Source organism: Peptostreptococcus stomatis DSM 17678 (genome assembly GCF_000147675.1).
Lineage (GTDB): Bacteria > Bacillota > Clostridia > Peptostreptococcales > Peptostreptococcaceae > Peptostreptococcus > Peptostreptococcus stomatis.
In genome coordinates this window covers 80,166-101,188 of the sequence record NZ_ADGQ01000060.1, presented here as the reverse complement: position 1 = coordinate 101,188, position 21,023 = coordinate 80,166, and the positions used below count along the sequence as shown (strand labels likewise).

21 protein-coding genes and 3 pseudogenes are annotated in these 21,023 nt (G+C 33.4%); all 24 read right to left on the bottom strand.

The features are described from left to right. Window position 1: 1 nt before the first annotated feature. Window positions 2-1,066, bottom strand: coding sequence for a coiled-coil domain-containing protein (locus tag HMPREF0634_RS06360; protein ID WP_007790192.1), 1,065 nt, complete (start codon window positions 1,064-1,066; stop codon window positions 2-4). 11 nt (window positions 1,067-1,077) lie between these two features. Next, on the bottom strand, window positions 1,078-1,314 hold the full coding sequence (locus HMPREF0634_RS06355) for a hypothetical protein (RefSeq protein ID WP_123795842.1): 237 nt from the start codon (window positions 1,312-1,314) through the stop codon (window positions 1,078-1,080). Between the two features lie 37 nt (window positions 1,315-1,351). Next, on the bottom strand, window positions 1,352-3,052 hold the full coding sequence (locus HMPREF0634_RS06350; RefSeq protein WP_007790194.1) for a hypothetical protein: 1,701 nt from the start codon (window positions 3,050-3,052) through the stop codon (window positions 1,352-1,354). Between the two features lie 158 nt (window positions 3,053-3,210). Then, window positions 3,211-4,314: a phospholipase D-like domain-containing protein gene (locus HMPREF0634_RS06345; protein WP_040565839.1), complete on the bottom strand. Its 1,104-nt coding sequence runs from the start codon at window positions 4,312-4,314 to the stop codon at window positions 3,211-3,213. Between the two features lie 624 nt (window positions 4,315-4,938). Continuing rightward, window positions 4,939-6,450 (bottom strand): phytoene desaturase family protein, encoded by a 1,512-nt coding sequence (locus HMPREF0634_RS06340; RefSeq protein WP_007790152.1) that lies wholly within the window; start codon window positions 6,448-6,450, stop codon window positions 4,939-4,941. A gap of 753 nt (window positions 6,451-7,203) precedes the next feature. After that, window positions 7,204-7,338: a PhzF family phenazine biosynthesis protein gene (locus tag HMPREF0634_RS10160; RefSeq protein ID WP_276324353.1), complete on the bottom strand. Its 135-nt coding sequence runs from the start codon at window positions 7,336-7,338 to the stop codon at window positions 7,204-7,206. A gap of 153 nt (window positions 7,339-7,491) precedes the next feature. After that, the gene (locus HMPREF0634_RS06335) at window positions 7,492-7,848 is read right to left on the bottom strand and encodes a VOC family protein (protein ID WP_007790041.1); all 357 of its coding nucleotides are present in this window, start codon (window positions 7,846-7,848) and stop codon (window positions 7,492-7,494) included. Between the two features lie 899 nt (window positions 7,849-8,747). After that, window positions 8,748-9,199: pseudogene (gene tnpA, locus HMPREF0634_RS06330) on the bottom strand (IS200/IS605 family transposase). A gap of 443 nt (window positions 9,200-9,642) precedes the next feature. After that, complete coding sequence (locus tag HMPREF0634_RS06325; RefSeq protein WP_007790114.1) at window positions 9,643-9,954, bottom strand: YjcQ family protein; 312 nt, start codon at window positions 9,952-9,954, stop codon at window positions 9,643-9,645. After that, complete coding sequence (locus HMPREF0634_RS09990) at window positions 9,954-10,196, bottom strand: hypothetical protein (protein ID WP_040565856.1); 243 nt, start codon at window positions 10,194-10,196, stop codon at window positions 9,954-9,956. Before HMPREF0634_RS09990 ends, HMPREF0634_RS06325 begins: the two co-directional genes overlap by 1 nt. 335 nt (window positions 10,197-10,531) lie before the next feature. Next, on the bottom strand, window positions 10,532-11,185 hold the full coding sequence (locus tag HMPREF0634_RS06310; RefSeq protein WP_007790067.1) for an SIMPL domain-containing protein: 654 nt from the start codon (window positions 11,183-11,185) through the stop codon (window positions 10,532-10,534). A gap of 213 nt (window positions 11,186-11,398) precedes the next feature. Then, the gene (locus tag HMPREF0634_RS09805; RefSeq protein WP_165480194.1) at window positions 11,399-11,542 is read right to left on the bottom strand and encodes a hypothetical protein; all 144 of its coding nucleotides are present in this window, start codon (window positions 11,540-11,542) and stop codon (window positions 11,399-11,401) included. A gap of 35 nt (window positions 11,543-11,577) precedes the next feature. Continuing rightward, window positions 11,578-11,907 (bottom strand): annotated as a pseudogene (locus HMPREF0634_RS09865) (phospholipase D-like domain-containing protein); the annotation flags it as partial. 12 nt (window positions 11,908-11,919) lie between these two features. Further along, on the bottom strand, window positions 11,920-12,255 hold the full coding sequence (locus tag HMPREF0634_RS09860) for a phospholipase D-like domain-containing protein (RefSeq protein WP_040565837.1): 336 nt from the start codon (window positions 12,253-12,255) through the stop codon (window positions 11,920-11,922). Between the two features lie 79 nt (window positions 12,256-12,334). Then, entirely contained in the window at window positions 12,335-12,538 is a 204-nt protein-coding gene (locus HMPREF0634_RS06290; RefSeq protein ID WP_007790180.1) for a MerR family transcriptional regulator, read from the bottom strand. A 65-nt stretch (window positions 12,539-12,603) separates the two neighbouring features. Beyond that, window positions 12,604-12,960 (bottom strand): annotated as a pseudogene (gene tnpA / locus HMPREF0634_RS06285) (IS200/IS605 family transposase); the annotation flags it as partial. 306 nt (window positions 12,961-13,266) lie between these two features. Continuing rightward, window positions 13,267-13,401 (bottom strand): hypothetical protein, encoded by a 135-nt coding sequence (locus HMPREF0634_RS10060; protein WP_276324350.1) that lies wholly within the window; start codon window positions 13,399-13,401, stop codon window positions 13,267-13,269. 10 nt (window positions 13,402-13,411) lie between these two features. Then, complete coding sequence (locus tag HMPREF0634_RS06280; protein ID WP_007790108.1) at window positions 13,412-13,957, bottom strand: DUF2815 family protein; 546 nt, start codon at window positions 13,955-13,957, stop codon at window positions 13,412-13,414. Between the two features lies 1 nt (window position 13,958). After that, entirely contained in the window at window positions 13,959-15,134 is a 1,176-nt protein-coding gene (locus HMPREF0634_RS06275) for a DUF2800 domain-containing protein (RefSeq protein WP_007790154.1), read from the bottom strand. Next, a complete protein-coding gene (locus tag HMPREF0634_RS06270) occupies window positions 15,127-15,420 on the bottom strand; it encodes a hypothetical protein (RefSeq protein ID WP_007790069.1) in 294 nt (97 codons plus the stop codon). Before HMPREF0634_RS06270 ends, HMPREF0634_RS06275 begins: the two co-directional genes overlap by 8 nt. Then, window positions 15,417-15,614: a hypothetical protein gene (locus HMPREF0634_RS06265; protein WP_040565835.1), complete on the bottom strand. Its 198-nt coding sequence runs from the start codon at window positions 15,612-15,614 to the stop codon at window positions 15,417-15,419. The genes HMPREF0634_RS06270 and HMPREF0634_RS06265 overlap by 4 nt, the downstream gene beginning before the upstream one ends. Before the next feature lie 85 nt (window positions 15,615-15,699). Further along, window positions 15,700-16,170, bottom strand: coding sequence for an RNA polymerase sigma factor (locus HMPREF0634_RS06260; RefSeq protein WP_243440517.1), 471 nt, complete (start codon window positions 16,168-16,170; stop codon window positions 15,700-15,702). A 734-nt stretch (window positions 16,171-16,904) separates the two neighbouring features. Further along, a complete protein-coding gene (locus HMPREF0634_RS06255; RefSeq protein WP_007790055.1) occupies window positions 16,905-19,523 on the bottom strand; it encodes a DEAD/DEAH box helicase in 2,619 nt (872 codons plus the stop codon). Beyond that, window positions 19,523-20,998 carry a HamA C-terminal domain-containing protein gene (locus HMPREF0634_RS06250; protein ID WP_007790134.1) on the bottom strand — a complete coding sequence of 492 codons (1,476 nt, stop codon included), beginning with the start codon at window positions 20,996-20,998 and terminating at the stop codon, window positions 19,523-19,525. The genes HMPREF0634_RS06255 and HMPREF0634_RS06250 overlap by 1 nt, the downstream gene beginning before the upstream one ends. Between the last annotated feature and the right edge of the window lie 25 nt (window positions 20,999-21,023).

Here is a 21,023-nt window from a genome sequence, read left to right as displayed (position 1 = left end):
ATCACCTTCTCACCAGAATCAAAATAAACTCAATTATTGCCAAGCCTACAGCTCCTCCGCCAATCCAGTACGCATATTTAACTTTCTTTGTTAAAGTCTCAATAGCTGCATTTGTCGCCTGTACCGTTACCACAATATTCTCATTTACTTCTTCCTTATTTTTCTGAATAGCATCAGCAAGTTCTTCGTCTCTTTTTTCAAATTCTATGAGTTTAGATGTATGTTCTTCGACATTGTTCCACATACCATCGACATCATCAATGTGAGTGAGTTTTTTTAATTGTTCTGTAAATAAATCTATTTCCTTTATTACAGAAATCTGACTATATAATAAATTTGAAGTGGATTCAAGTTTTTCAGACAAATCAGAAAATAATTTTTTAAACGATTTTGCTTCTTTACGAAGAGTAAGAATATCTCTATTTACCTGATCTGATAAAGCCTTATTTTTATTATTAGCTGTTGCAATATCTTCTGTTGTTTTCTTGGAAAGCTTTGTAATGCTATCTGACACTACTCTGATTTCGTTCTGTATACTCTTGCAATCATTCCAAATTTTATCGATATCAGTTAGGTGCTTATAGCATTCCAGTTTTTCCTTGAAAACTTTTAATGCGGTAACAATTTTTGAGATATTTTCTACGTTTTTTTCTATTTCCGCTTGATGTGCATCCAATTTACTTTGCTGATTTGCAAGTTTTTCATTATGCTGTTTCAATGTTTCTTGTTGTACTCTGACATCCTTGCTGGTTTTTTCTATGGCTTTAACATTGGCAACAATGCTTGTGATGTAGTCCTTATCAAGCACATCAAATGCATTATAAACTTCTCGAAACTCCTTAATCACCTTGTTGTTTGTTGTATTAACGGCAATAAAATGCTCCTGGATCGTTTCCAATCTTCTGTTCAACTCATCTCCGGTTACCTTATGGTCACCAAGACCAAAAAAATCACCATCTGTTCGAACTTTATCAATTTCGAGTTCAGCCTCAGTTTTCTCTGAAAACTCCTTTAAACGATTTTTAGCCAACTCAAAGCTATGTCTTTTAACAGTTATCTCATTCATAATCTACACCCCTACTTTAACAGGTCATCCAATTCATCAGAAATCGAATTAATCTCCTTCATAATCGAAACAGATTCGTTATCGATAATAACCTCTTTATTTTCGTCCTTTGTATTTGCATCTTTTTTGCTTGAAAAGTCTTCTACAAAATCTTCCATAATGTTACTGTATGCATCTTTCATGATAGAGCAGGTTTCAGAATGGCTTTCATAAACAGCCTGCACTCTTTCACTCTTCGCTTGATACATATCTTCAACAACATTGCTGTTCTGAGATTTTTCTTCCTTACTTCATCCCTTCAAGTAAATCGTCTAAATCATTGCTTACCTTTTCCATTTCCTTGTTGGTCATTATATCTTCTGCATATATTATTGTTGAATATTCATTTTCAGAAAAATCTTCTACAAAATCCTCCATAATGTTTCCATATGCATCCTTCATAATAGAGGCCGCTTCTTGATGTCTTCCCGAAATATTAGACCAAGCCTTTTCTTTATCTCTATCGAGCAAGACTTCATTTACAATTTTAAGTTGATGCTGTTTAGCAATAATCTGATTTCCTTTTTCTATTGTAGCCGCCTGTGCATCTGATTTTTGCTTTTTAGCAATAAACATATCAATGAGGTTGATGGTAATCGCACCCACAAGTCCGCTCACCAAACTTGCCAGAAACATACCTATTACATGTGCCAAAGTACCTAACAATGGTAACTCTATCAGCATTTCAGGAATTGATTGCAGAAGTTTCTCAAATAATTCTCCAAGGAAAATTGCACCACCAGAAACCAAACTTGCGGTGATTATTTTACCGACTTGTGCCACCTTAATGCTGAAAGGTTTGTTCTTATTTTCCTTATCGTTAAGATATCTTACAGCATCCATTACAGATGAAACGCCTTGTTTAATAAGACTTGCCAATTTTTTGAATGTGCTTACGATAGGTCCAAAAATTTCGATCACAATGGTGCCGACCACACTGGATGCCCCAGTTTGCAAAACATTAGTTATCTTTTCAAAAAACGATTTAATTGCTTTTTTCATTTCTTCCCAGAAACTCTTAAATGATTTTGCCTGACTTTTTAAGAACCTTACAAATGCGTTCATCACTTCTTTAAGCAACGAAATCAATGCTGCTACCGCCATTTCCTTTAAGGCATCTTTTCCAGCTTTCTTTGCTGTTTCTTCAGCCACTCCTTCCGCTATTTCCTTATTTATAGACTTACTTGATTTTTTATAGGCTTTTTTCATCAACTCATCATCAGTATCAAGTTTATCCTGTAAACGCTTGTTATTCTTTTCCTTTGCCTTCCGTTTTTCAACATCAGACATATTAGATTCATCAATTTTTTTGTTGACACGTTCGTTTTGTTCTCTGAGGTCTTTTTCTCTTTGCTCTCTACCACTGATATACTCGTCAACACTCTTCGCGCCTTTGCTTTTATTTAAGGATTCGTTTGTAGGTTTGAGATTTTCATCTTTATTAGCAAGGTCTTCTGTATTTATTCCGGCTTGTTTTCTACGTTTATTTTCATACAACTCTTTTCTGGGAATCACATGGTCTAAATTTGCATCATCATTTTTATTTATATTCTTGCCTGTATATTCATCTTTTAAGTTGCCAGATTGCTGTTGCTCTTTCATAGCCTTATTGGCCTCTTTGTATTTCGGGTCTTGCATGACCTTTTTACCAACATTTTTATAAGTTTCGTCTTGATGCTCCCTATCATACTTTTGGTTTAAAGTTTCATTGGTCATATCTAAACCAATCTGATTTCCGAACTGTTTCCAGACCTCATCAAGTATTGCCTTTCCCAAGGCATCTGGGTTTCCTATTTTTTCTTTTTCCTCTTTAAGAAATTCCAAATTCGAGAATTCTTCTTCCAATTGACTTTGGAGTTTTTCCTCCAACTCATCAAAATCAAAGAATTCTATCAAATCTTCGTTCATTTGTTCCTTTTTATCAAGAACAGCATTTTCCTTTGCCATTGTTTACTCTTCCTTTCAACGTATAATAGTGGATTATATTTGAACCGACTTCTTAAACCTTCTGGTTTCAAAACTTCAACATACGGTTCGTACTGCAATGACCAATAAAATATGTCATTGTTACCTTATTGCATTTAGTTTTATAGACTCTCATATATCTATTTTTTATTATCATCTTTAATTTCCTGTGCTTTTACTTGAATTTCTTTTTTCCCTTTTTCATCGATATTACTTGCTGCATTTTCCAACTTTGAAATAATATCTATTAAAGCTACTCCAACTTTATCAGCTTCTTCTTGTTTCTCATTAATTTTACCTATGTCTAATATATCTAAATAATTTTCGCGAATCTCATCAAGCGCTCCATTATATCCACTTTCTTGTTCCATTTGTTCTGCAAATTGTATTGGAACACCACAATCATCTTTATTCTTTTCTATCAAAGTCGCCATATCATATGAATACTCTTCTAATTTCAATGATTCTATACAGTATGATATGTCCCTTAATTTTTCAAGGCATAAATTTATACTTTCTTGATTAGTAGTTTCTATTTCTTTGCACAGGTCACTATATCCTTTATCTAGTTCATAATAAGATTCATTTATATATTCATAGTAAGATTCTAAATCGTATGAATCCAAATAGCTTATTTCCTCTTCATCAAATTTTAAACTTTCTTTATATGCTTGTAAAATCTTTTCTAATTTTTCAACTTTATATAGTATCGATATTATTTTTTTTACTTGATCTGACCCGTAATATCTACCATTATTAAAAATTTCATCAAATGATTTAAAAATTTTTTCTACTACTTCTTTATCTTTTATAACTACACCTGCTTCATAATTGTTTCTACTTCCATAAGAGAAATTCTGAGAACCAATATATACTAAATTCTCAGTGCCAATAATTTTCGAATGATTATGAATATTTATTGATATTTGAGGTCTTCCTTTAAAATTTAAAGGATCCAATAATTTTAAATATTTTTCTATTTTTTCTATAGATTTATCTGGTAAATTTACTATTAACTTTATATCTTTATTTTCATCCAATTTATATATTGTATCTAATAAATAATCATACTTTTTGGGCTCTGTTATATTAAAGGTGGCTATTCTTACGTATCTCGCATTAGTAAAATCATCCAAAACTTCCTTAAATCCATAGACTTCATGGTCATCTGGATCAATCCTTCCGTATATATATTTTATCGATTTTGCATTAGTTATATCTATATAGTTATTTATATATGACATTTTACCTCCTAAAATTCATTATATTATTCGTTTTTTTGTTATTTACTAATAGCTTTTTATTAAAACAATATTTTGTGTAACTAATAAGTCACAATATAAACAGAACTCAAGTCCTAGATTGCACCAACACTATTTATATTATCACTTCAATCTCCACCTTCGTTTTAAAGCAAAATGTAAATTTATTCTCGTATACCATTTTTTTCTCTCCTCCAAACTATGTAAAATCTTACTTTCTAAACGTAATTGATATGTCAGTGGTGTGTAAATATTTTCTATTATTAATTCGCTAGTGTCACTCTACTAATAATATGTACAAACTTAACCATATTTCCCATAAAAATGCGTCTTACTCAAATCTGCCGTTAGCTTTTAATATAACTTTCGAATAAAGGTTTGTCTTCTTCACTTTATTTACTTAGTGGGTCAACCCTTGTGAGTAGTGTTAAGACTTCATCAGTCGCCTCCTCCCAATCAAACTTCTCCTTACTCGTTTTTTTGATGTCTTGCGTTGGAACGTACACTGCTTCTACATGAAACGAGTGAATGCTAAGTACGTCCTCTTGACCTTTTCGTATATGGAAATATATCCATGGACCTTTTAACGATAACATAAGGTTATCGTTAAAAGATATTACCTCGACAAACTGGAATTTTTCTATGAGATTTCATATTATCTATGGCAAACTTTCCACTTGCTGCAGCTATAGGAAGCCCTCCACCAGTTTGAATCCATTGACTTGCAAGGTATAAATTGTTTATCCCTTTGATAATGCTCTTAACATACTTACTTTTATAACCTTTCTGTGGATTAAAGCTCATATATCCCCCTTTGTAGGCATTACACCAAGTTGTGAATGTAACTGGAGAATACGTTCCAAGCACGATGAGTTTACCCTCAAGCTGAGGGAACTTTTTTTCAACCCTTAATCTCAATTCTTCTGCAATTCGCTGTTTTTCTTGATTATATTTCTCCTTATTATCTTTTAGCCCAAACCAGTACGCATAATTTTCAGCATTTTGTAAAACATTACACTGAATAACTCTCTTTCCCATAGGAAATAGTGTTTCATCATAATCATAAACACGCATTCCACAAAAATTGTGTGTTTCTCCTGCAACATCATATTCGTCACAAGGAAAAATAATGCTTCCTTCAGGTAATTTCAAATCCGCTTCAGTAACTATTCCAAATGCAACCTGATAACCTGTATTAGAAACATAACCCTCCGGATTCTCATACATGTACCTAAGATTTTTATCCAAATATCCTTCATCAATTAAGTCATAGAAAAGAGAATGTGGGTCTGCACACCAAATATAGTTATCTGAGTTGATAACCTTTCCATTATTACCAATAATACTAACAACCTGCTTATCTGCAATATTTATTTTTTCAATATTAACGCCTAAATGTAGTTTTCCACCCAAGGATTCAAATTTTGCAAGCATTCTACTAACCAAGCCAACAGAACCTCCCTCTGGAATAGCTGCTGTATTACTTGTATAAAAAGCATACGATGCAACAAAGGAGAGGGCAATGAAGTTGCTATTAAAGTAATTTTTAAAAATTGCTCTAATGTAATAATTTGTAAAACGATTTGTAAAGTCTTCCATAGACTGTTTTCCATATTCCTTTATAGCCTTATTAGCATCTTTCATGCTCATTCCTAGTTTAATAAATTGTATTAGGTTCATATGAGCAATTGAAATATCACATGGCGGCTTTATACACTCTAAGCTTTTAGCACAGTCAAAAAACAAATTTAATTCTTTGGTATCTTCTGGAGCAAGTTCTAAAAACACTTTTCTTGCTTTCTCTAAATTTCTCCACAAATGTAGTGTTACCCCGTCCATTTCCATACAATAAAAATATGGCTCACGATAAATCTCCAAACTATCAGAAAGAACTCCTAGATTTTCCCACATTTTATATAATTGTTCATCCTTATTGCATCCAACGAGAAAATGAATGCAATTATCTATATGATATCCTTGCCTATTCCACCCTGCACACTCACCACCGGGCATTTTGTTTTTTTCGTATATTTCTACTGAATATCCAGCCTGCAATGCATATATTCCAGCACTCAAGCCCGAAACACCTGCTCCAATAATTACTACTTTTTTATCCATATTCTCTCACTTCCTATAATATAATGTTTTAGAATAATTTTAGAGCATCAGACAATACACAATGCTCATACATTACTCTAAGGTACTATACAAATTCAAATTTGTCTTTGTTTAAAAATAAATCCCATTTTATAATTCCAATATATACATCAATAACACTATTAAACAATTAATTAGCTTTTTTTAGATGAATCAGTTGTTGTCGTCTCCATTTGGTGCTGGAAATATAAATATACTCAATTTCTACTTTATTTATATATCAGCTCTTACAAGCAGTGCCACACTCTCCACAAGAAACAAGTGAACACCAAGAATGTCAAGTAATTACGTTCGTATGTAGGGTGAGTACATTTGCATAAGGTTCGGTTTTAAGAAAAATTAGGTTTTTCACTCTCATGTCAATCGAATGATACAAAATATTTTATAAATTTATGATTGCCTTATTAAGAAAGAATTCACTACTCCAATGTATAAAATACCATCATTATCATGTTTAGGAATAAGTGCTTCATCACAATAATAACCTTTTTATTAAGATGAATTTTTTATTTCGTGTTTTGTAATTTTGTTTAATCCGGAGATGCGTATAAATACTTGAAGCCAAATGAATAGAGTGATTTCTCACTCCATTTCATTCGTCTATTTCCATTTTACTTAGTTCTACAAACCTAGAGTTTTAATATATATATTTATTTCAGATACTGAGTACAAACAAGCTTTGCCAGCAAGCGTAACTCTGTCTAATATCACTTTTCAATATAGTATTCCACCACGATTATATGCCTGATATGCTATTAATTCGCTTTTACCCTGTTGTTCTGCCCTATACTGAACTATGTGGTAATGCCCTGAACCACATACCGGATCTTCCGAAATATTTAACTTCAGTGCAAAACTTCTTCTAATTCTTTATCATAAAAATTCATTATCACGAATGACGTTCCAAGCCGCTTATTTCTAACATCCGTTCTAATTGTATAGTCGTAAGCCATGCGACGGTTTTCTCTCTGAAAAACAGCCTGTCCCCACAAATCGGAAAATTTATGGTAAAATTTCAAGCCAGTAGCCATCCGGGTCTTGAATGAAATAGATGCCCATAGCTTCATTTTCAAAGCAAATGCATTCCATCTCCTTATGCCTTTTGTGCGCTTCCTCAAAATTTTCCGCTTGAAATGCCAAGTGGAATTCACACTCTCCTAAATCGTAGGCCTGAGGATGGTCTCTCAGCCAGGTAAGTTCCAACTCAAAATCGCCGGCATCACTCTTTAAGTACACAATGATAAACCCATCGCCGGTCATTCGTCTCACCTCGTGTAAATCAAGTGCTTCATTATAGAATCGAATGGACTGATCCAAATTAGATACATTTAAATTCTCGTGAATCATCTTAAACTTCATAGCTCTTCTCCTTTTACTGCTTCTGTATTATTCTTAATTATCCAAAATAGACAAATATAAATTCAGTCTCTGATTTAAATATCTTGCAAACATATCTGCCATTGCTGATATATTATGTCTTACAAGTTCTTCAACAAATGCTTCATAGTATTTCAAACGTTCGGTAAACTTTATATGATTTGTCATCGGTTGAAAAGTATAGCTTTATTGCCTCGCTAAAAATGAAAGTATCCACTCGATTTTTGTCTTTAATAAGATCTAAATGCGTTCTCTCCTTATCATAAAGCGCCACATCTCACCCATATGGATTTTTTATTAAAGTTTTCCCGATATCATAATAATTAGCCCGAACATATCTGAGTCATATCTATTACCGCCTTTTCGTACTTAAATTATATATTTTTTAAGCACGAAAATCAATGCTGTTTCACCTATATTTATTCTTTAAATTTCAATCATTAAAGAATATTTGTAAAGATGACTATCGTGCTTAATGATGGGTATAGCATGGTCGTTCCTATACTAAGCAAGAATGTCATAAAATCTGTTAAAATACTTTGTACGTAAATTGCAATAATAAGTTGAACATTGATAACTAAAAATCCATATCACGAAGCTCTCTGTCTATATATAAGGTCAAGCTCATCTTCGAAGACTTCATCCGGTGTACGATAATTTAGTATTTTACGTGGCAAGCTATTACACCATATTTTTATTTTGAATGCTGCCATATAGGAGTTTTATTGTCATCAGTTTATATGTCTAATTAGAGGTCTATAGGACAAAAAGAAATCCACCAGCCTAGCTGCTGGTTCTTCATTTTCGGCCGTTAAGGCCTTATTTACTAGCAATACCTCAAAAGGTATTTTTTGTAGTCTGACTTTTGCAAATTTTAACTGCTACCCTTTAAAAGGGTCACTGACATCAAATGTTAGTTGTTCTCCTAATTCGTCTTCTTTTAATTGTTTTGCTATATATTCCTTTATTATCTTGTCATTCTTGCCTGCTGTATCTACATAGTAACCCCAACACCAGAGCTGACGACCTCTATATTTGTATTTTAAGTTGCCCCATTTTTCATAAATTATTATACTGCTTTTAGCCTTTAGAAATCCCATAAAGCTTGATACACTCATTTTAGACGGTATTTCTATCAACATATCTACATGATCTATACACACCTCTGCTTGTATTATATTTAACCTTTCCAATTACATAACTCCCTGAGTATGCCTCCTATCTCCTATCTTTTTTCCCCATAAAATACTTTTCTTCTATATTTTGGTGCAAACACCACATGATATTTGGAATTCCACCTTATGTGTGATAAACTATGAATGTCTTTTAACATGTTAAATCCTCCTTTGTGCCTTTTAATATTAATTTGTAGTTGCCAGACCACAGATTAATTATATACAAAGGAGGATTTTTTTAATAGTTTCTCATCGCTAAAGCTAAACGGAACCACCAGTCTAACTGGGGGTTTTCATTTCTACAAAAAAGCAATCCTTTTCGGATTGCTTGGTTTAATGATATAATAAGTATGTCCTATCCCTCTAAAGGAGGTGATATATTGCTTAACTGGACACTTTTCATAATGGGAAATGTTATTTGCCCTATAGTCGCTGGTCTTATATTGCATTATACAATACAATTCCTAGACAATAAAAAGAAATAACGTTTAAAGGGAAGAGCGGCAACTCTTCCCTTTTTTGTCCTTGATATATTGTATATCGAACACTCTTCATTTATATACTTGTATTATACCACCCCTTAAAAGAGGTGTCAAACAAATTATATAAATGGTGTTACGTCTTTAATATCTTTTAAACCATTCTTTATTTTTTGCATTGCCGAATTTTCTTGTAGAAACTCCATGCCCTTAATTGTCAGCCTATGCTCTAAAGCTTTAAAGCCATAGCCGCCCGCATAATTGACTCTTGTAAACCCATCAATTAATCCATCATCAATCATTGATTGGAGTATTTTATTTCTTCTTTCTTCTGATATTTTTAATGCCTCTAGAAATGTACCATCAAATCGGTTACTGTCCATAGACGCTTCAATTCCAACCAGTATCTTATACACTATCTTTAGATTATCCACTATGCCTCCTCTTGACTGTACTTCCAGTCTAATATCTTGTCGTATAACGACTGTACATATTTTCCTTTTTCAGTGTACCAGTTTTGACCATCAGAATCATAATACATACAATCTTCACTTGTGAGATATGTTCCTACTGTATAAAACACACAGCTTTCGTTGGTCTTCTTAAACAATTTACCTTCTTCAACGCATTTCAATAGTACTTCACTAGGTACGTGTTTATGATTCAACCTCTTCATAATTTCTTTTGAGTTATTCGGATTTGCCCAATCATGAGTACCTATCGCTCTGCCTGTAAAATGATATGATATACTTTTGATTTCAACTCCGTCTGTAGTTTTCATACCAATAAACTTATACTCAAGTTCATTGTGATACTTTTTGAAATTTTTGTATTTTACAAGCGGAGATATTTATGATCCACAGTGATGACTCATTTGGTTGATTGTTGATTTGACACCTACATTCTACCACAGAAGTATAGCTATGGATTTTTTATTTAATTGTTCAACTTGATTATACAATCAACCAAGGGATATTTTTCTTATAATGAAGTATTTAATAATTTATATATTTATTTTATCTCCCACACAATAGTAACAGTATCTTGTACATCAATATCATCAGCTTCAATATCTATTTTGTATGGTTCATTTATTGTACTTTCATATAGATAATAATTTTTAATAGGTTCTGAGTAAATTTCTATCTCACCCCAAGAATAGTCTATATTTACTATATCCCCCAGTAATACTCCAGAAGATTTAGATAAAATTTCCGCCTTAACTTTAGAATCTTGAACTGCGTTTGTAAGTAACTCATTTTTAACTGCTGTAATATCTTCAACAGTATGTTTTATAGAAAACTCAACATTAATATCACAATGTGAAAGTTCATATAATATTTTGCCAAGTTGTAAATTATCATTAGGAAACTGAATATAAAACTTTTGAGTATATTGAAACCCAACAAGTCTACTTTTATAGTTGCCATTTTTATCACAATAACTCTCATACTTTGAATCTACATCAAATTTTACTGTCTTTAGTTCTCTACCATTAAGACCCGCTCTTTCAACTGTCTCTTTGATTTTTTTAATACACAATGTAGACTCTTCAATTACTTCATCATATTCTTTACACACTTCATTAGCAGTAATATCAAGTCTAATCATATCTGGTTTAACAGATATCTTACCTTTTCCCATTACTCTTATCGTTTTTTGCATTTGAAATAAACTCCTTTAGTAATAAACATATCTTTTATAAATATATGCTAAGAATTAATATTTTCTCGTATTATCTTGAATTTTTTGGTTGATTGTATAATCAACAATAGCATTATTTTCATTAATCTTTCGTCCACAAGAACTTAAAATTATAGGTACATTACCCACATTTTCAATTGTTACGAACAAGTATATTTCTCCTTCAGAGTAAAACTATGTAAATTGCTGGGCAATATGGAGCTTTCTTATTATCTTTTTATCCCTATTTGCAAGATATAATGATAAAATTACCGCAGCTAAGGTACCTATTGCTGTCAATGCATTCCATATTGGAGCATTCAAAATATATTTACACATAATGCTTTACCTCACAACTTTCAATTTGTTTTCGTTTAAAAATAAATCCCCTTATATAATTCCATAAATTCTTTAGCAAACTTTGCGACAAGTTCATGATCAAGTGCAGTTGCTAAGGTTTCTTCATTATAATTAGCTGTTAATGTCCAATTATATGATCCATGCATTACATAGTCCATATCTATTATACAAAACTTTTCATGCATACGGTTATATCCTCTACTTCCAAATCTCGGAATGACCACAACATCGAAATTATTCTCTTCCAGTTTTGAAATCATATTTGTATTCGAGTCTTCCTGCGAGAGTATTATTCTTATATTTAATCCTTGCTTCTTTTTAGCTAATAACTCTTGATAAATAGCTTCATTGGAAAACTATGCAACAGCTGCCCATATTATAAATTTTGCATCTCTAATACCCTGAATAACTTCCTCTTGAATTGCATCAAAAACTACATTATGCTCTGTTACTTCATCTGGTGTATTAATTACCTGTGGACGTATTTCAACGTGGTGTAAAGCATAATCATCAGATTCCTCATATACATACTCTACTAACTTTACTAAAATTTTCTCATTTTCTTCTGCGACTTCTAACAAAGAAACTGGAACTCGTAATTCCACAATCTCCCAATGTTGATGGGAGCGACCATGATTTGCAAATTCATATTGCGGAACAAAATTAACTCTTGCTCTACCTAACAACCTCAACAGTTGGTCTCTTGATTCAATTAATTTATATTTTCTATCATATTACAATACTTATTTCAGAGTCTTAATGAAAGCACTTCTATCCATTAATATCACCTTTCTTTATATATTTACCACTCTTAATTCTTTTATCGTTTGGTTTTTCAGCGTCTGCAGGAATAGCCCAATATGATCCAATCTTTGTGGCACCAGGTATACGTCCCTCTGTGCAAAGAACCTGTATTCTTCTAACCGTAATACCCCTTTTTTCTGATGTTTGCTTTATTGATAAATATTCCATCATAATCTCTCCGTAAATAACTTTACAGTTACACTCATTAACAATAGTATATTCCAAACCACGAATAAATTCAATCCAACTGCACTTACATAGTATCCTTCAAACCAAAAATACCTATTTCCAAATTTATATTTTAAGTTTGCGTGTTTGTCAAATATCATTAGTGCACTTTTTCCTTTGAGATAACCCATAAATTGTGATACACTAATTCTAGGTGGTATACTTACTAGCATATGTACATGGTCTGGCATAAGATGGCCTTCTAGTATTTCTACATCTTTATACGAACATAATTGTCTCAGAATTTGGCCTATACTTTGTTTATATTGATTATATATTATTTTTCACCTGTATTTTGGTGTAAATACTATATGATATTTGCACATCCATTTTGTGTGAGATAAGCTGTTCGCTTTATTAGCCATAAAATCACCTTCCTATTCGTATTATTGAGCTTGAACAATTCAATTATACTACGGAATGGTGATTTTTTTGTATAACATCTGTCACGCACCCGCATATCGGGTGGATTATTGTTTCGTACGCTTTGCAAGCTCAACAGGGACACGTCCCTACATTAAGAAATATGGGTGGTAGACGAATCCACCACCCTTTTCATTACTTTCTGTGCAGTTGTTCTTTGATATCCATATATAGACTCACTACCGTTTTAGCCACAAAATCAAATATCAGTGTACCAATAAAGATAGATAGAAATATATCAATTAAATTCATTTTTTACCCTCCAGCTTTTTCTTTTTTCGTTTATCAAAGTAATCTTTAATCGTAATCCAGCATGAGGCAATGAGTGTTCCCATAACAGCCCCAAAACAAACCGATAACATAAAATTTTGCATCTGTGTCATAATTTACCTCCTATGCCAAGAAATCATCATCTTCAAGACTTGTGAACTCATCTGCTGCATTTACTTTTCCACCTAGTGGCTCACCATCACGAATTTTTTGTATATTTCCAAGTCCACAAGCTACACCCTTATTTCCATTAGAATTAAAAGCATAAAAGTTAAGTGATACTCTTGCATAGCAACCGGAATAGACTTCACTACGGTCTAGAATTGGCACTACTTTCTTATCTACGATTTGTGGTGCTGAGGTACTATTGGCATTGATAAAATAATGACCTTTATACGCCTCATCATCTCGTTCGATATCTCCATCACGAAGAGGAAGTTTAATAGCTGCCTTGTTTGGTTTCTTGCCACCAAACTTTCCGATGCCTTCTTCAATTGCTACATCGATTGCTTCTTCAATCGCTTTAATCGTCTTGATATCATCCTTTGGAATTAAAACTGATACACTGTACTTTTCTGGTCCTCTGTTAATGGATTTAGGCTCCCAGCCATTGAAATATGAAAGTCTTGTATCCTTACCTGTAATCACCTTAGTCTTGTTATTTGTCATCTTATTTTTCCTCCATAAATTCATCATTAATATTTGAAATATTCATTGCTTTACGCTTATCCGATTCTTGTACGAGCGTTGGTTTGCCAGATGGTTTTATAATGAGGTCACCTAGCACTTCCTCAAATTTTGCCTTGCCCATTAACTTTTGCATTTCTGTTAGAGTAATGAGACTAGATTTAAAGATATCGGTATATCCATGTTCTTTTGCCTTTTGGATTACTGCATTTTCGTCCTTATACTTACGAATCGACCTGCCCTCGACTATCTTAAATCCAGTCCACTTCTTTGCATGATTTACTGCAGCTTCCGTTGCATAGTTCATAATCTCATTTGCCCACTTGGTTAAGTCAGGAATAATCGATAAAATCTCTTCGATTTCCTCATCCGTAAGTAGTGGTGGCAGTTTAAATTCTTCCTTGGCAAGTTTTAGCTTATCTTCTGCTCTTGCCCTACATCTAACAGATGCCCTGCAGAACTTACACCACTCACCGGAGCAGTATTCACCTTCGCCTTTAATGGCCATTTCTGCTTTTGGCTTTAAGACTTCCTCAGCCCATTTTTTCAGTTCACTCGTAGATATCGTATAGGTCGATATATTCTCCCTACGAGGTTGAAAAATTGTCATGCTGATTTCTTTGATGTCATATAGGCTTTCATATATTGCCAATGCTCCAAGGGCATAACACTTCATCTGTGGGTTTTCATATGCCTCAACTAAAACACCTAATCCGTATTTAAAATCAATGATATGAAGTATTTCATCTGACACGATAAGACAGTCTGCCGTTCCAAAACCATCGGGAACATACTCTGAAAAATCCACCTTCTGCTCGATAAGAATCATAGGATCCTTACACACTTGTTTTGCGATTTCTAATTGCTCCATCACATAGTCCACGTAGGCATCTGTACATTCTTGCATTTCATCAGAGTCATAATCCGATACTGGCCTTTTACTTCTCATATGAAGTACCTTTTTTAGCTTATGTTCGCAAAATGTATGAGCAGCTGTTCCTTCTTCTGCAGCCGATGAACTAGTATTTTCAAACTCAAGTTCAAGCATTGCACTTGGTGTACAGTTTAGCCACCTATGAGAACTGGATGGAGATAAAACTGCATGGCCCAGGCCAGCATCTCTTTCACCTGTGGTGCAATTCACCTTCTGCTTAGTCAATTTCGATTCCCTCCGCTTCCTTTAATAAGTCTTTATACTTTCCTTCATCAACATCAGATAGCTTCGTTGCACCATATTTAGTAAGAAGGTCTTTTACTTCAGCTGTTTTTCCATGTTGACTAAGTTTTGCAAGCACTGCTCTTACATCTTCTAGACTGATTTTCTTACTAGGCTCAGCCCTTGTCTTTTCTACTTTTCCATCTTCTTCATCTACCAATAGTTCTTTAAGATGAGATGTCAGCATCTCTAAATCCTTAACTACTAGTTCTACAAATTCTTTTTTCATAGGGATTCTCCTTTCATAATCTCTTTGACATCGACTGATTCAACGGTTTTACCTGGCTCTAATAGATATACTTGTGTGTACTCGCCAAACAACCACTTAATTAGCCTTCTTGGCAGCCACATCTGTGCTCCACATAAAACTTTCGTCTTATCACCCTTATCATTTGTTACATTGATAATCACTTTGTGTTTCATAGACTTGCTCCTTTCTGTAAGGCTTTCTCCCTTACACATCACAGGCAAAGAAAAAGGACGAGTTTTTAACCCCGTCCAAATTTTTTTAGAAATTATTTTTGATTATCTCTTTCGCTTTATCTAAATGCTTCTTGACTGCAGCAGATGAAATATTCATTAAATCTGCAATCTCTGACTGCTTATATCCCTCTACAAACATGAGATTAATCACTAATCTTTGCTTGTCAGTTAATAAGGAAAGCACCTCTTCCATACGCTCAGACCATTCAAACATTTCATCCGATTCTTTATCTGAGATAGATGCAATCAACCTTTTATCTGGGTCAATGTCTCCATCAGCATCAAAATCTAGAGATAAGTTATAGTCTCTTGGAAAAGCATCGTTAACTGCATCTTCTATGATGTACTTGTTCGGTTCATATCCATGTCTTTCTTTGAAGTCGCCGACAAATTTTTGTTTCCATACTTTTATCTCAGCTTTTTCTTCCTTTGTTCTTTCTGGTCTGGCATTCTTTAGATTGTAGTAAACCTCGCTATCATCCATCGAATGTAGCATTTTAATATCCAGCTCCGTTACACCATTTTCTCCGGGTTTGAGTGTAATTGTCTTTTCAACGTATGCACCTTTTTCTGTTCTTTCTGTTGTGGTGTACTTGTAGACACCACGTTCATTTTGATCTGTTTTTTTAATTCGCATTTAAAATCCCTACCTTTCTGCTGATAGCAGTCTGGGCAAGGGATACAAAAAGAGCCGATACTATATGAAGTACCGACTCTCTTGCCAAAAATAGCCATAGGAAAATAGAGGTACTTCACATAGCATCTCACAGGTAAATCTGTGAGTGCCTTATGATGTATCCCATTGCCCTATAGCTAATCAGGCTCTGAAATAATTTAGTTTATGTAGGCCGATTATTCAAATCAGTCACTACTTTGTTATATAAGGTTATTTTTTAGAGCTTACCTTCCACTCTTTTTAGTTTGTGCTAGTGCACTCCCAGCTACAGACTTTGATATCTTGCTGTAACGACCATCACGAAGAACTTAGCTCGCTTTAGAAGCTACTGTCTTAGATGTCTGTTTTGAATTCTTTTCCCTATGTATCACCTCGCTTTCTTTCAAATTTGACCGAATTACTTTGGTCACTTTTATTATAAAAATTGTTGGTATTTAAAAATACAGCCTAAGTTGGGAGGATTTTGGGTGAGAATTGGGAGTGAATTGGGAAATTAAAAATTGCAAAAAAAATAAGCCCCTTGCTTTCGCAAGAGGCTATTATAGCTTCCATTTTTATTCTATAAACAGTTCCGGAACATTGTACTGAATATCTGCAGCTTCAGTCTCTACTCCTATATTTCCACATTCTAAAATGCTTAGTTTTATTTTCTTTACACTTTCCACCACTACCATATACTTGGAATAATTTGATGGTTTTTGTATAAACAAAGAAGCTTCTCTAGAAAATCCATTTTGTTGTAAAAATATTGTGTCCGGATTTATCGTTCCATACTCTACAAATTCATACCAATCATTATCAAAATTATCTACTTGATGTACTGATTTATATTCAAGTGAAAACTTCCTGAAATAATTAGCAATACTAAACAACAAAACACTTTCTATTACGCTTAATGATTCTGCTATTACTAAATTTTTATGATACTTAGAATTAGGGTTATATATTTCATCAACTCTATATTTTCCAGACCATACACCTGTATTCGGATTCTTTTCCTTAAAAGAAATCGCACTGCTAACTAATACTTGTAATCCGTTACCACGAATCCAACGAAGTAAAATAGTAGAATACCACCTCATTACTGAATCAAATTTATTAGTTCCAGGTCTACCTAAAGTTTCTTTTTCATAAATATCCCATTTGAAAATTCTTCGTAGTTTCATCATAAAATCAACTAACTCTTCAAAATCTACTTCATCGTTTTCTCCATTTATCTCTGGATAATGAAGACCTTGGATGATGGCATCATGCAACTTATCTGCCTGATCATGTGAAATTGTGATGTCATCACTTGTACTCTCAATTGGGAAGTTTTCAATAATACGTCTTTTTTGTTTATCTGTAAGATACTCTTCAAATTTTTGCGAAACTGGAGTTCTATCACCATTCGCTAAATCACGAATTAAAATAAGACCAAACTTTCTAAGTGCTTCAAAATCTGTTTCCGTTGCTTTTTCATGACAAGTACTCATTTCAATATCGCCATCAGTAAGATCCTTAATAAGTGCACTCATACAATCTGTGTTATTCTTAATTTCGATAGATAGTTCTTGTAGCGGCACATCATTAGTAAGTAATTCTTTATATCGTTCGGTTTTAAGTTTATCGTCTAGCCTCAAAAGCACAACATTTCCATACAAGTTATATTTGATTCTTCCAACACGTCCAATAAGATTTCTAAAATCTACTTCATCCATATTACTGAGACCATTTCGATAACTTGTAATAAAAAGATTATCTGCAGGGAGATTTACTCCCTCTACTAGCGTACTTGTACAAAAAATAGTTCTTAAAACGCCTTTTTCAAAGCTCTTTTCTATACGAAGTCTAATATTTGCAGGCAAATACCCTACATGATATGCAACACCTCTAAGGATCAAGTCAGCAAGATAACAATCGTCATGTACTTCTTTTCTGATCTCTGCAGCAAGTGATATGAGTTCGCTATCATCTTTAGGAGTTATATTTTGAGCATACTTTACTGCCTGTTCTAGAACACTTTTACGAGAACTACAATATACAACATTTTGTTTATCATACCCGACCATAGCAACAATGTCACAAAGTTCTTGTCCTTCTGGCAAGGTATAACAGCGCTCTAATTTCTTACTATAATCATTGTAATAGTATCCACCTCGCTCAGGTACATTTAAAAAATATTTAAACTGACATACCGGAGCAAACTTCGATTTTAGCTTTTTCATCTGTGTCTTTTCTATCCCTGGAATTGCTTTCATATAAATTTCAGGATTAGGAATATTGGGTGAAGCAAATATTACTGTTGGAAGTTGTTGCATCTTTCCAATCTGAGTAAGAACTTTGTAATAATAAGAGCTTCTTCCACCACGACTAGATATTTTGTGTGCTTCATCTATAAATAAGAAATCGATACATATATTTTCTCGTTCAATCAACATATGAAGTAAACGTTCTGGAGTCATAATGAAAATAAAATGGTGGTCTTGTTGCAACACCAAATCACCAGATGCGGTCACAACACGATAATTCAAATCTTTAAGTTTTCCTTGTAAAACTCCTATCATATTACTCTTCACCTCATTAATAAGAGCTTTTGTTGGTACAAGAATAGCAAAATTTTCAGTTGATCCATTTTCAATTTGTTGTTGAATATAAGTTTGAACTACAAATGATTTTCCCATTGATGTAGGTCCTGAGTAACTAAAAAATTTTTCTTTTAGCCCCTTATATACCATCATTTGATCATTAAAAAAATATTCCTTCTCTTTTCCAGGAATTCGATGTTCTTCTTTATCATACTCATAATATACACTGTCAAAAAAGTCTTCACTATGAAAGCCTTCCATCGTTTTTGACATTAGGCCTCGATAATTTCCAACTGAAGAGAGCACTGATCCTAAATAATACTTCACAGCTTCATCTTCCGGATAGAGCAGACGTAGTAAAATAGCAATTTCTTGCCCCCACAAGTGATCTCTATCTGCAGTCATCGGATATGTTGATTTTGCCAAAAGATCTGCAAAACGTAAAGCATCAGCAATAGGAATATCTCTTTGTCTTCTATCGCTGTGAAATAAATTTATTGAATAATTATAAAGGAGATCTCCATATATTTCTTGTAAGTACTCATTTTTTTCAATATCTCTATACAATGCTTCTGCGAGTGTGGTATTTCTTGGTACAAGATTCATTAAATACCACCTCCTGTAAGTAATTCTTTAATAATACTAGTTTTTTCGTGCGGTGCATCATTAAAAGGTAGTATATAAAAATAAAAACTATATCCACTTAGCCCATTGTCTTGGATTTTCTTTATAATATATGGTTGCACTCTGTCTATGTCCTTTTTCAGTTGTTCCTTTACAGCGGTACGATATTTTTGGCTATCCGTTTCTGGTTGATCTAAATTAATGGTATATCCTAGAAATGCACCAAAAGCCATATCCGGTTTGTAGGAACCATTTCGTTGAGGAGTCATAAGTTCAACCATATACTTTGTTGCTTCTGGATCATAAATAGTCCATTGTGTTGTGTTATCAACCATTCGTAATTCTATGTCCTGATTAGCTTCAATCGACAGTATTTTTTCAAAGGCACGATCTATAGACATACCCAAATCTCCAATAATATCAGATGCTCCAAAAACAAGCTGATGAAACGGTTGTCCAGATTTATTAATTGATAACAAGTGCACTCCATCACTTTTACTAACTATATTGCGATTGGATTCATCAATTTCAATCTTACTCATAATTTTCGGAGCATCTAATTCCTGCTCCATAAATGTATAAAGTAGAATTTCTCCAAGTACTGTTTCCGCCTTCGTACCATATGCTGTCATAAATTTCAGCATTGCATTTGCCCCTACAGCAGCAGGATTCTTTGTTCTATCGATAATACGCTTTATCTGTGCTCTAGAAAAAACATAGCTTCCGACATTATTAATTATAAAATCTTTTAAACCACTAAACCTAAATTTACAATTTGTCGGATCGATATAGAACACAGAAGCTTGGGTCGGATTAGCAAGTGCAGAGACTGTAATATCAGTAGCTTTTAGAAACACCCTATCAAACATTGGATCCTTCAATGTTCTCTTCAGTGGAAAAACTTGATCATTTTCAACTGTAGGCGATAAGAAAAAAAGACTCTCTTTTAAAGTTAAAAAACTATCTACATAATCTTTTCCTATTTCACGAATATTTGTTTTTAGCTTGTCATTTTCTACTTGGGTGATAGCAAAAATTAAAATATTTGCTAGAGTAATAGATTCATAAAAAGAATCATACTTCAAAATATTTTCCTTCTCGTACCCTGGCATAGTTCCAATAATCGTACTATCAGTAATGTATGTGTCATCTCGGATAACATCCTTGATTGCACAAAATAGACATTTATGCTTATCAGGGTGTATAAGCGGTAAAATATAACGTTCAACTCCAGATGCTACCTCATTAATATCAATTGTCCTTGCCTTTGCAAATAGATCACCCGGCACAGGATCATGGCCACTCTTTAAATGACTTGGTAATTCTTTATTGTAATTATTGATATCCAATCCAAAGGTCGCAAAAATACCACCACACACTGATTTAATCGTGTCTGCACTGCGTGTGCGACTTTGATGTATTAAGGTTATTATTGTTCCTAAGCATATCCTTTTCAATTTTTGCAACCTCCCTTCATTATAA

What these genes read in the sequence shown, in the direction of transcription:
- HMPREF0634_RS06350 (WP_007790194.1), bottom strand. Translation starts at nt 3,052, where the DNA reads ATGGCAAAGGAAAATGCTGTTCTTGATAAAAAGGAACAAATGAACGAA.
- HMPREF0634_RS06340 (WP_007790152.1), bottom strand. Translation starts at nt 6,450, where the DNA reads ATGGATAAAAAAGTAGTAATTATTGGAGCAGGTGTTTCGGGCTTGAGT.
- HMPREF0634_RS06355 (WP_123795842.1), bottom strand. Translation starts at nt 1,314, where the DNA reads ATGTATCAAGCGAAGAGTGAAAGAGTGCAGGCTGTTTATGAAAGCCAT.
- HMPREF0634_RS06265 (WP_040565835.1), bottom strand. Translation starts at nt 15,614, where the DNA reads ATGAAACACAAAGTGATTATCAATGTAACAAATGATAAGGGTGATAAG.
- HMPREF0634_RS06345 (WP_040565839.1), bottom strand. Translation starts at nt 4,314, where the DNA reads ATGTCATATATAAATAACTATATAGATATAACTAATGCAAAATCGATA.
- HMPREF0634_RS06310 (WP_007790067.1), bottom strand. Translation starts at nt 11,185, where the DNA reads ATGCAAAAAACGATAAGAGTAATGGGAAAAGGTAAGATATCTGTTAAA.
- HMPREF0634_RS06335 (WP_007790041.1), bottom strand. Translation starts at nt 7,848, where the DNA reads ATGAAGTTTAAGATGATTCACGAGAATTTAAATGTATCTAATTTGGAT.
- HMPREF0634_RS10060 (WP_276324350.1), bottom strand. Translation starts at nt 13,401, where the DNA reads ATGACACAGATGCAAAATTTTATGTTATCGGTTTGTTTTGGGGCTGTT.
- HMPREF0634_RS06260 (WP_243440517.1), bottom strand. Translation starts at nt 16,170, where the DNA reads ATGCTACATTCGATGGATGATAGCGAGGTTTACTACAATCTAAAGAAT.
- HMPREF0634_RS06255 (WP_007790055.1), bottom strand. Translation starts at nt 19,523, where the DNA reads ATGAATCTTGTACCAAGAAATACCACACTCGCAGAAGCATTGTATAGA.
- HMPREF0634_RS06270 (WP_007790069.1), bottom strand. Translation starts at nt 15,420, where the DNA reads ATGAAAAAAGAATTTGTAGAACTAGTAGTTAAGGATTTAGAGATGCTG.
- HMPREF0634_RS09805 (WP_165480194.1), bottom strand. Translation starts at nt 11,542, where the DNA reads ATGTGTAAATATATTTTGAATGCTCCAATATGGAATGCATTGACAGCA.
- HMPREF0634_RS06290 (WP_007790180.1), bottom strand. Translation starts at nt 12,538, where the DNA reads ATGATGGAATATTTATCAATAAAGCAAACATCAGAAAAAAGGGGTATT.
- HMPREF0634_RS06280 (WP_007790108.1), bottom strand. Translation starts at nt 13,957, where the DNA reads ATGACAAATAACAAGACTAAGGTGATTACAGGTAAGGATACAAGACTT.
- HMPREF0634_RS09990 (WP_040565856.1), bottom strand. Translation starts at nt 10,196, where the DNA reads ATGAAGAGGTTGAATCATAAACACGTACCTAGTGAAGTACTATTGAAA.
- HMPREF0634_RS06360 (WP_007790192.1), bottom strand. Translation starts at nt 1,066, where the DNA reads ATGAATGAGATAACTGTTAAAAGACATAGCTTTGAGTTGGCTAAAAAT.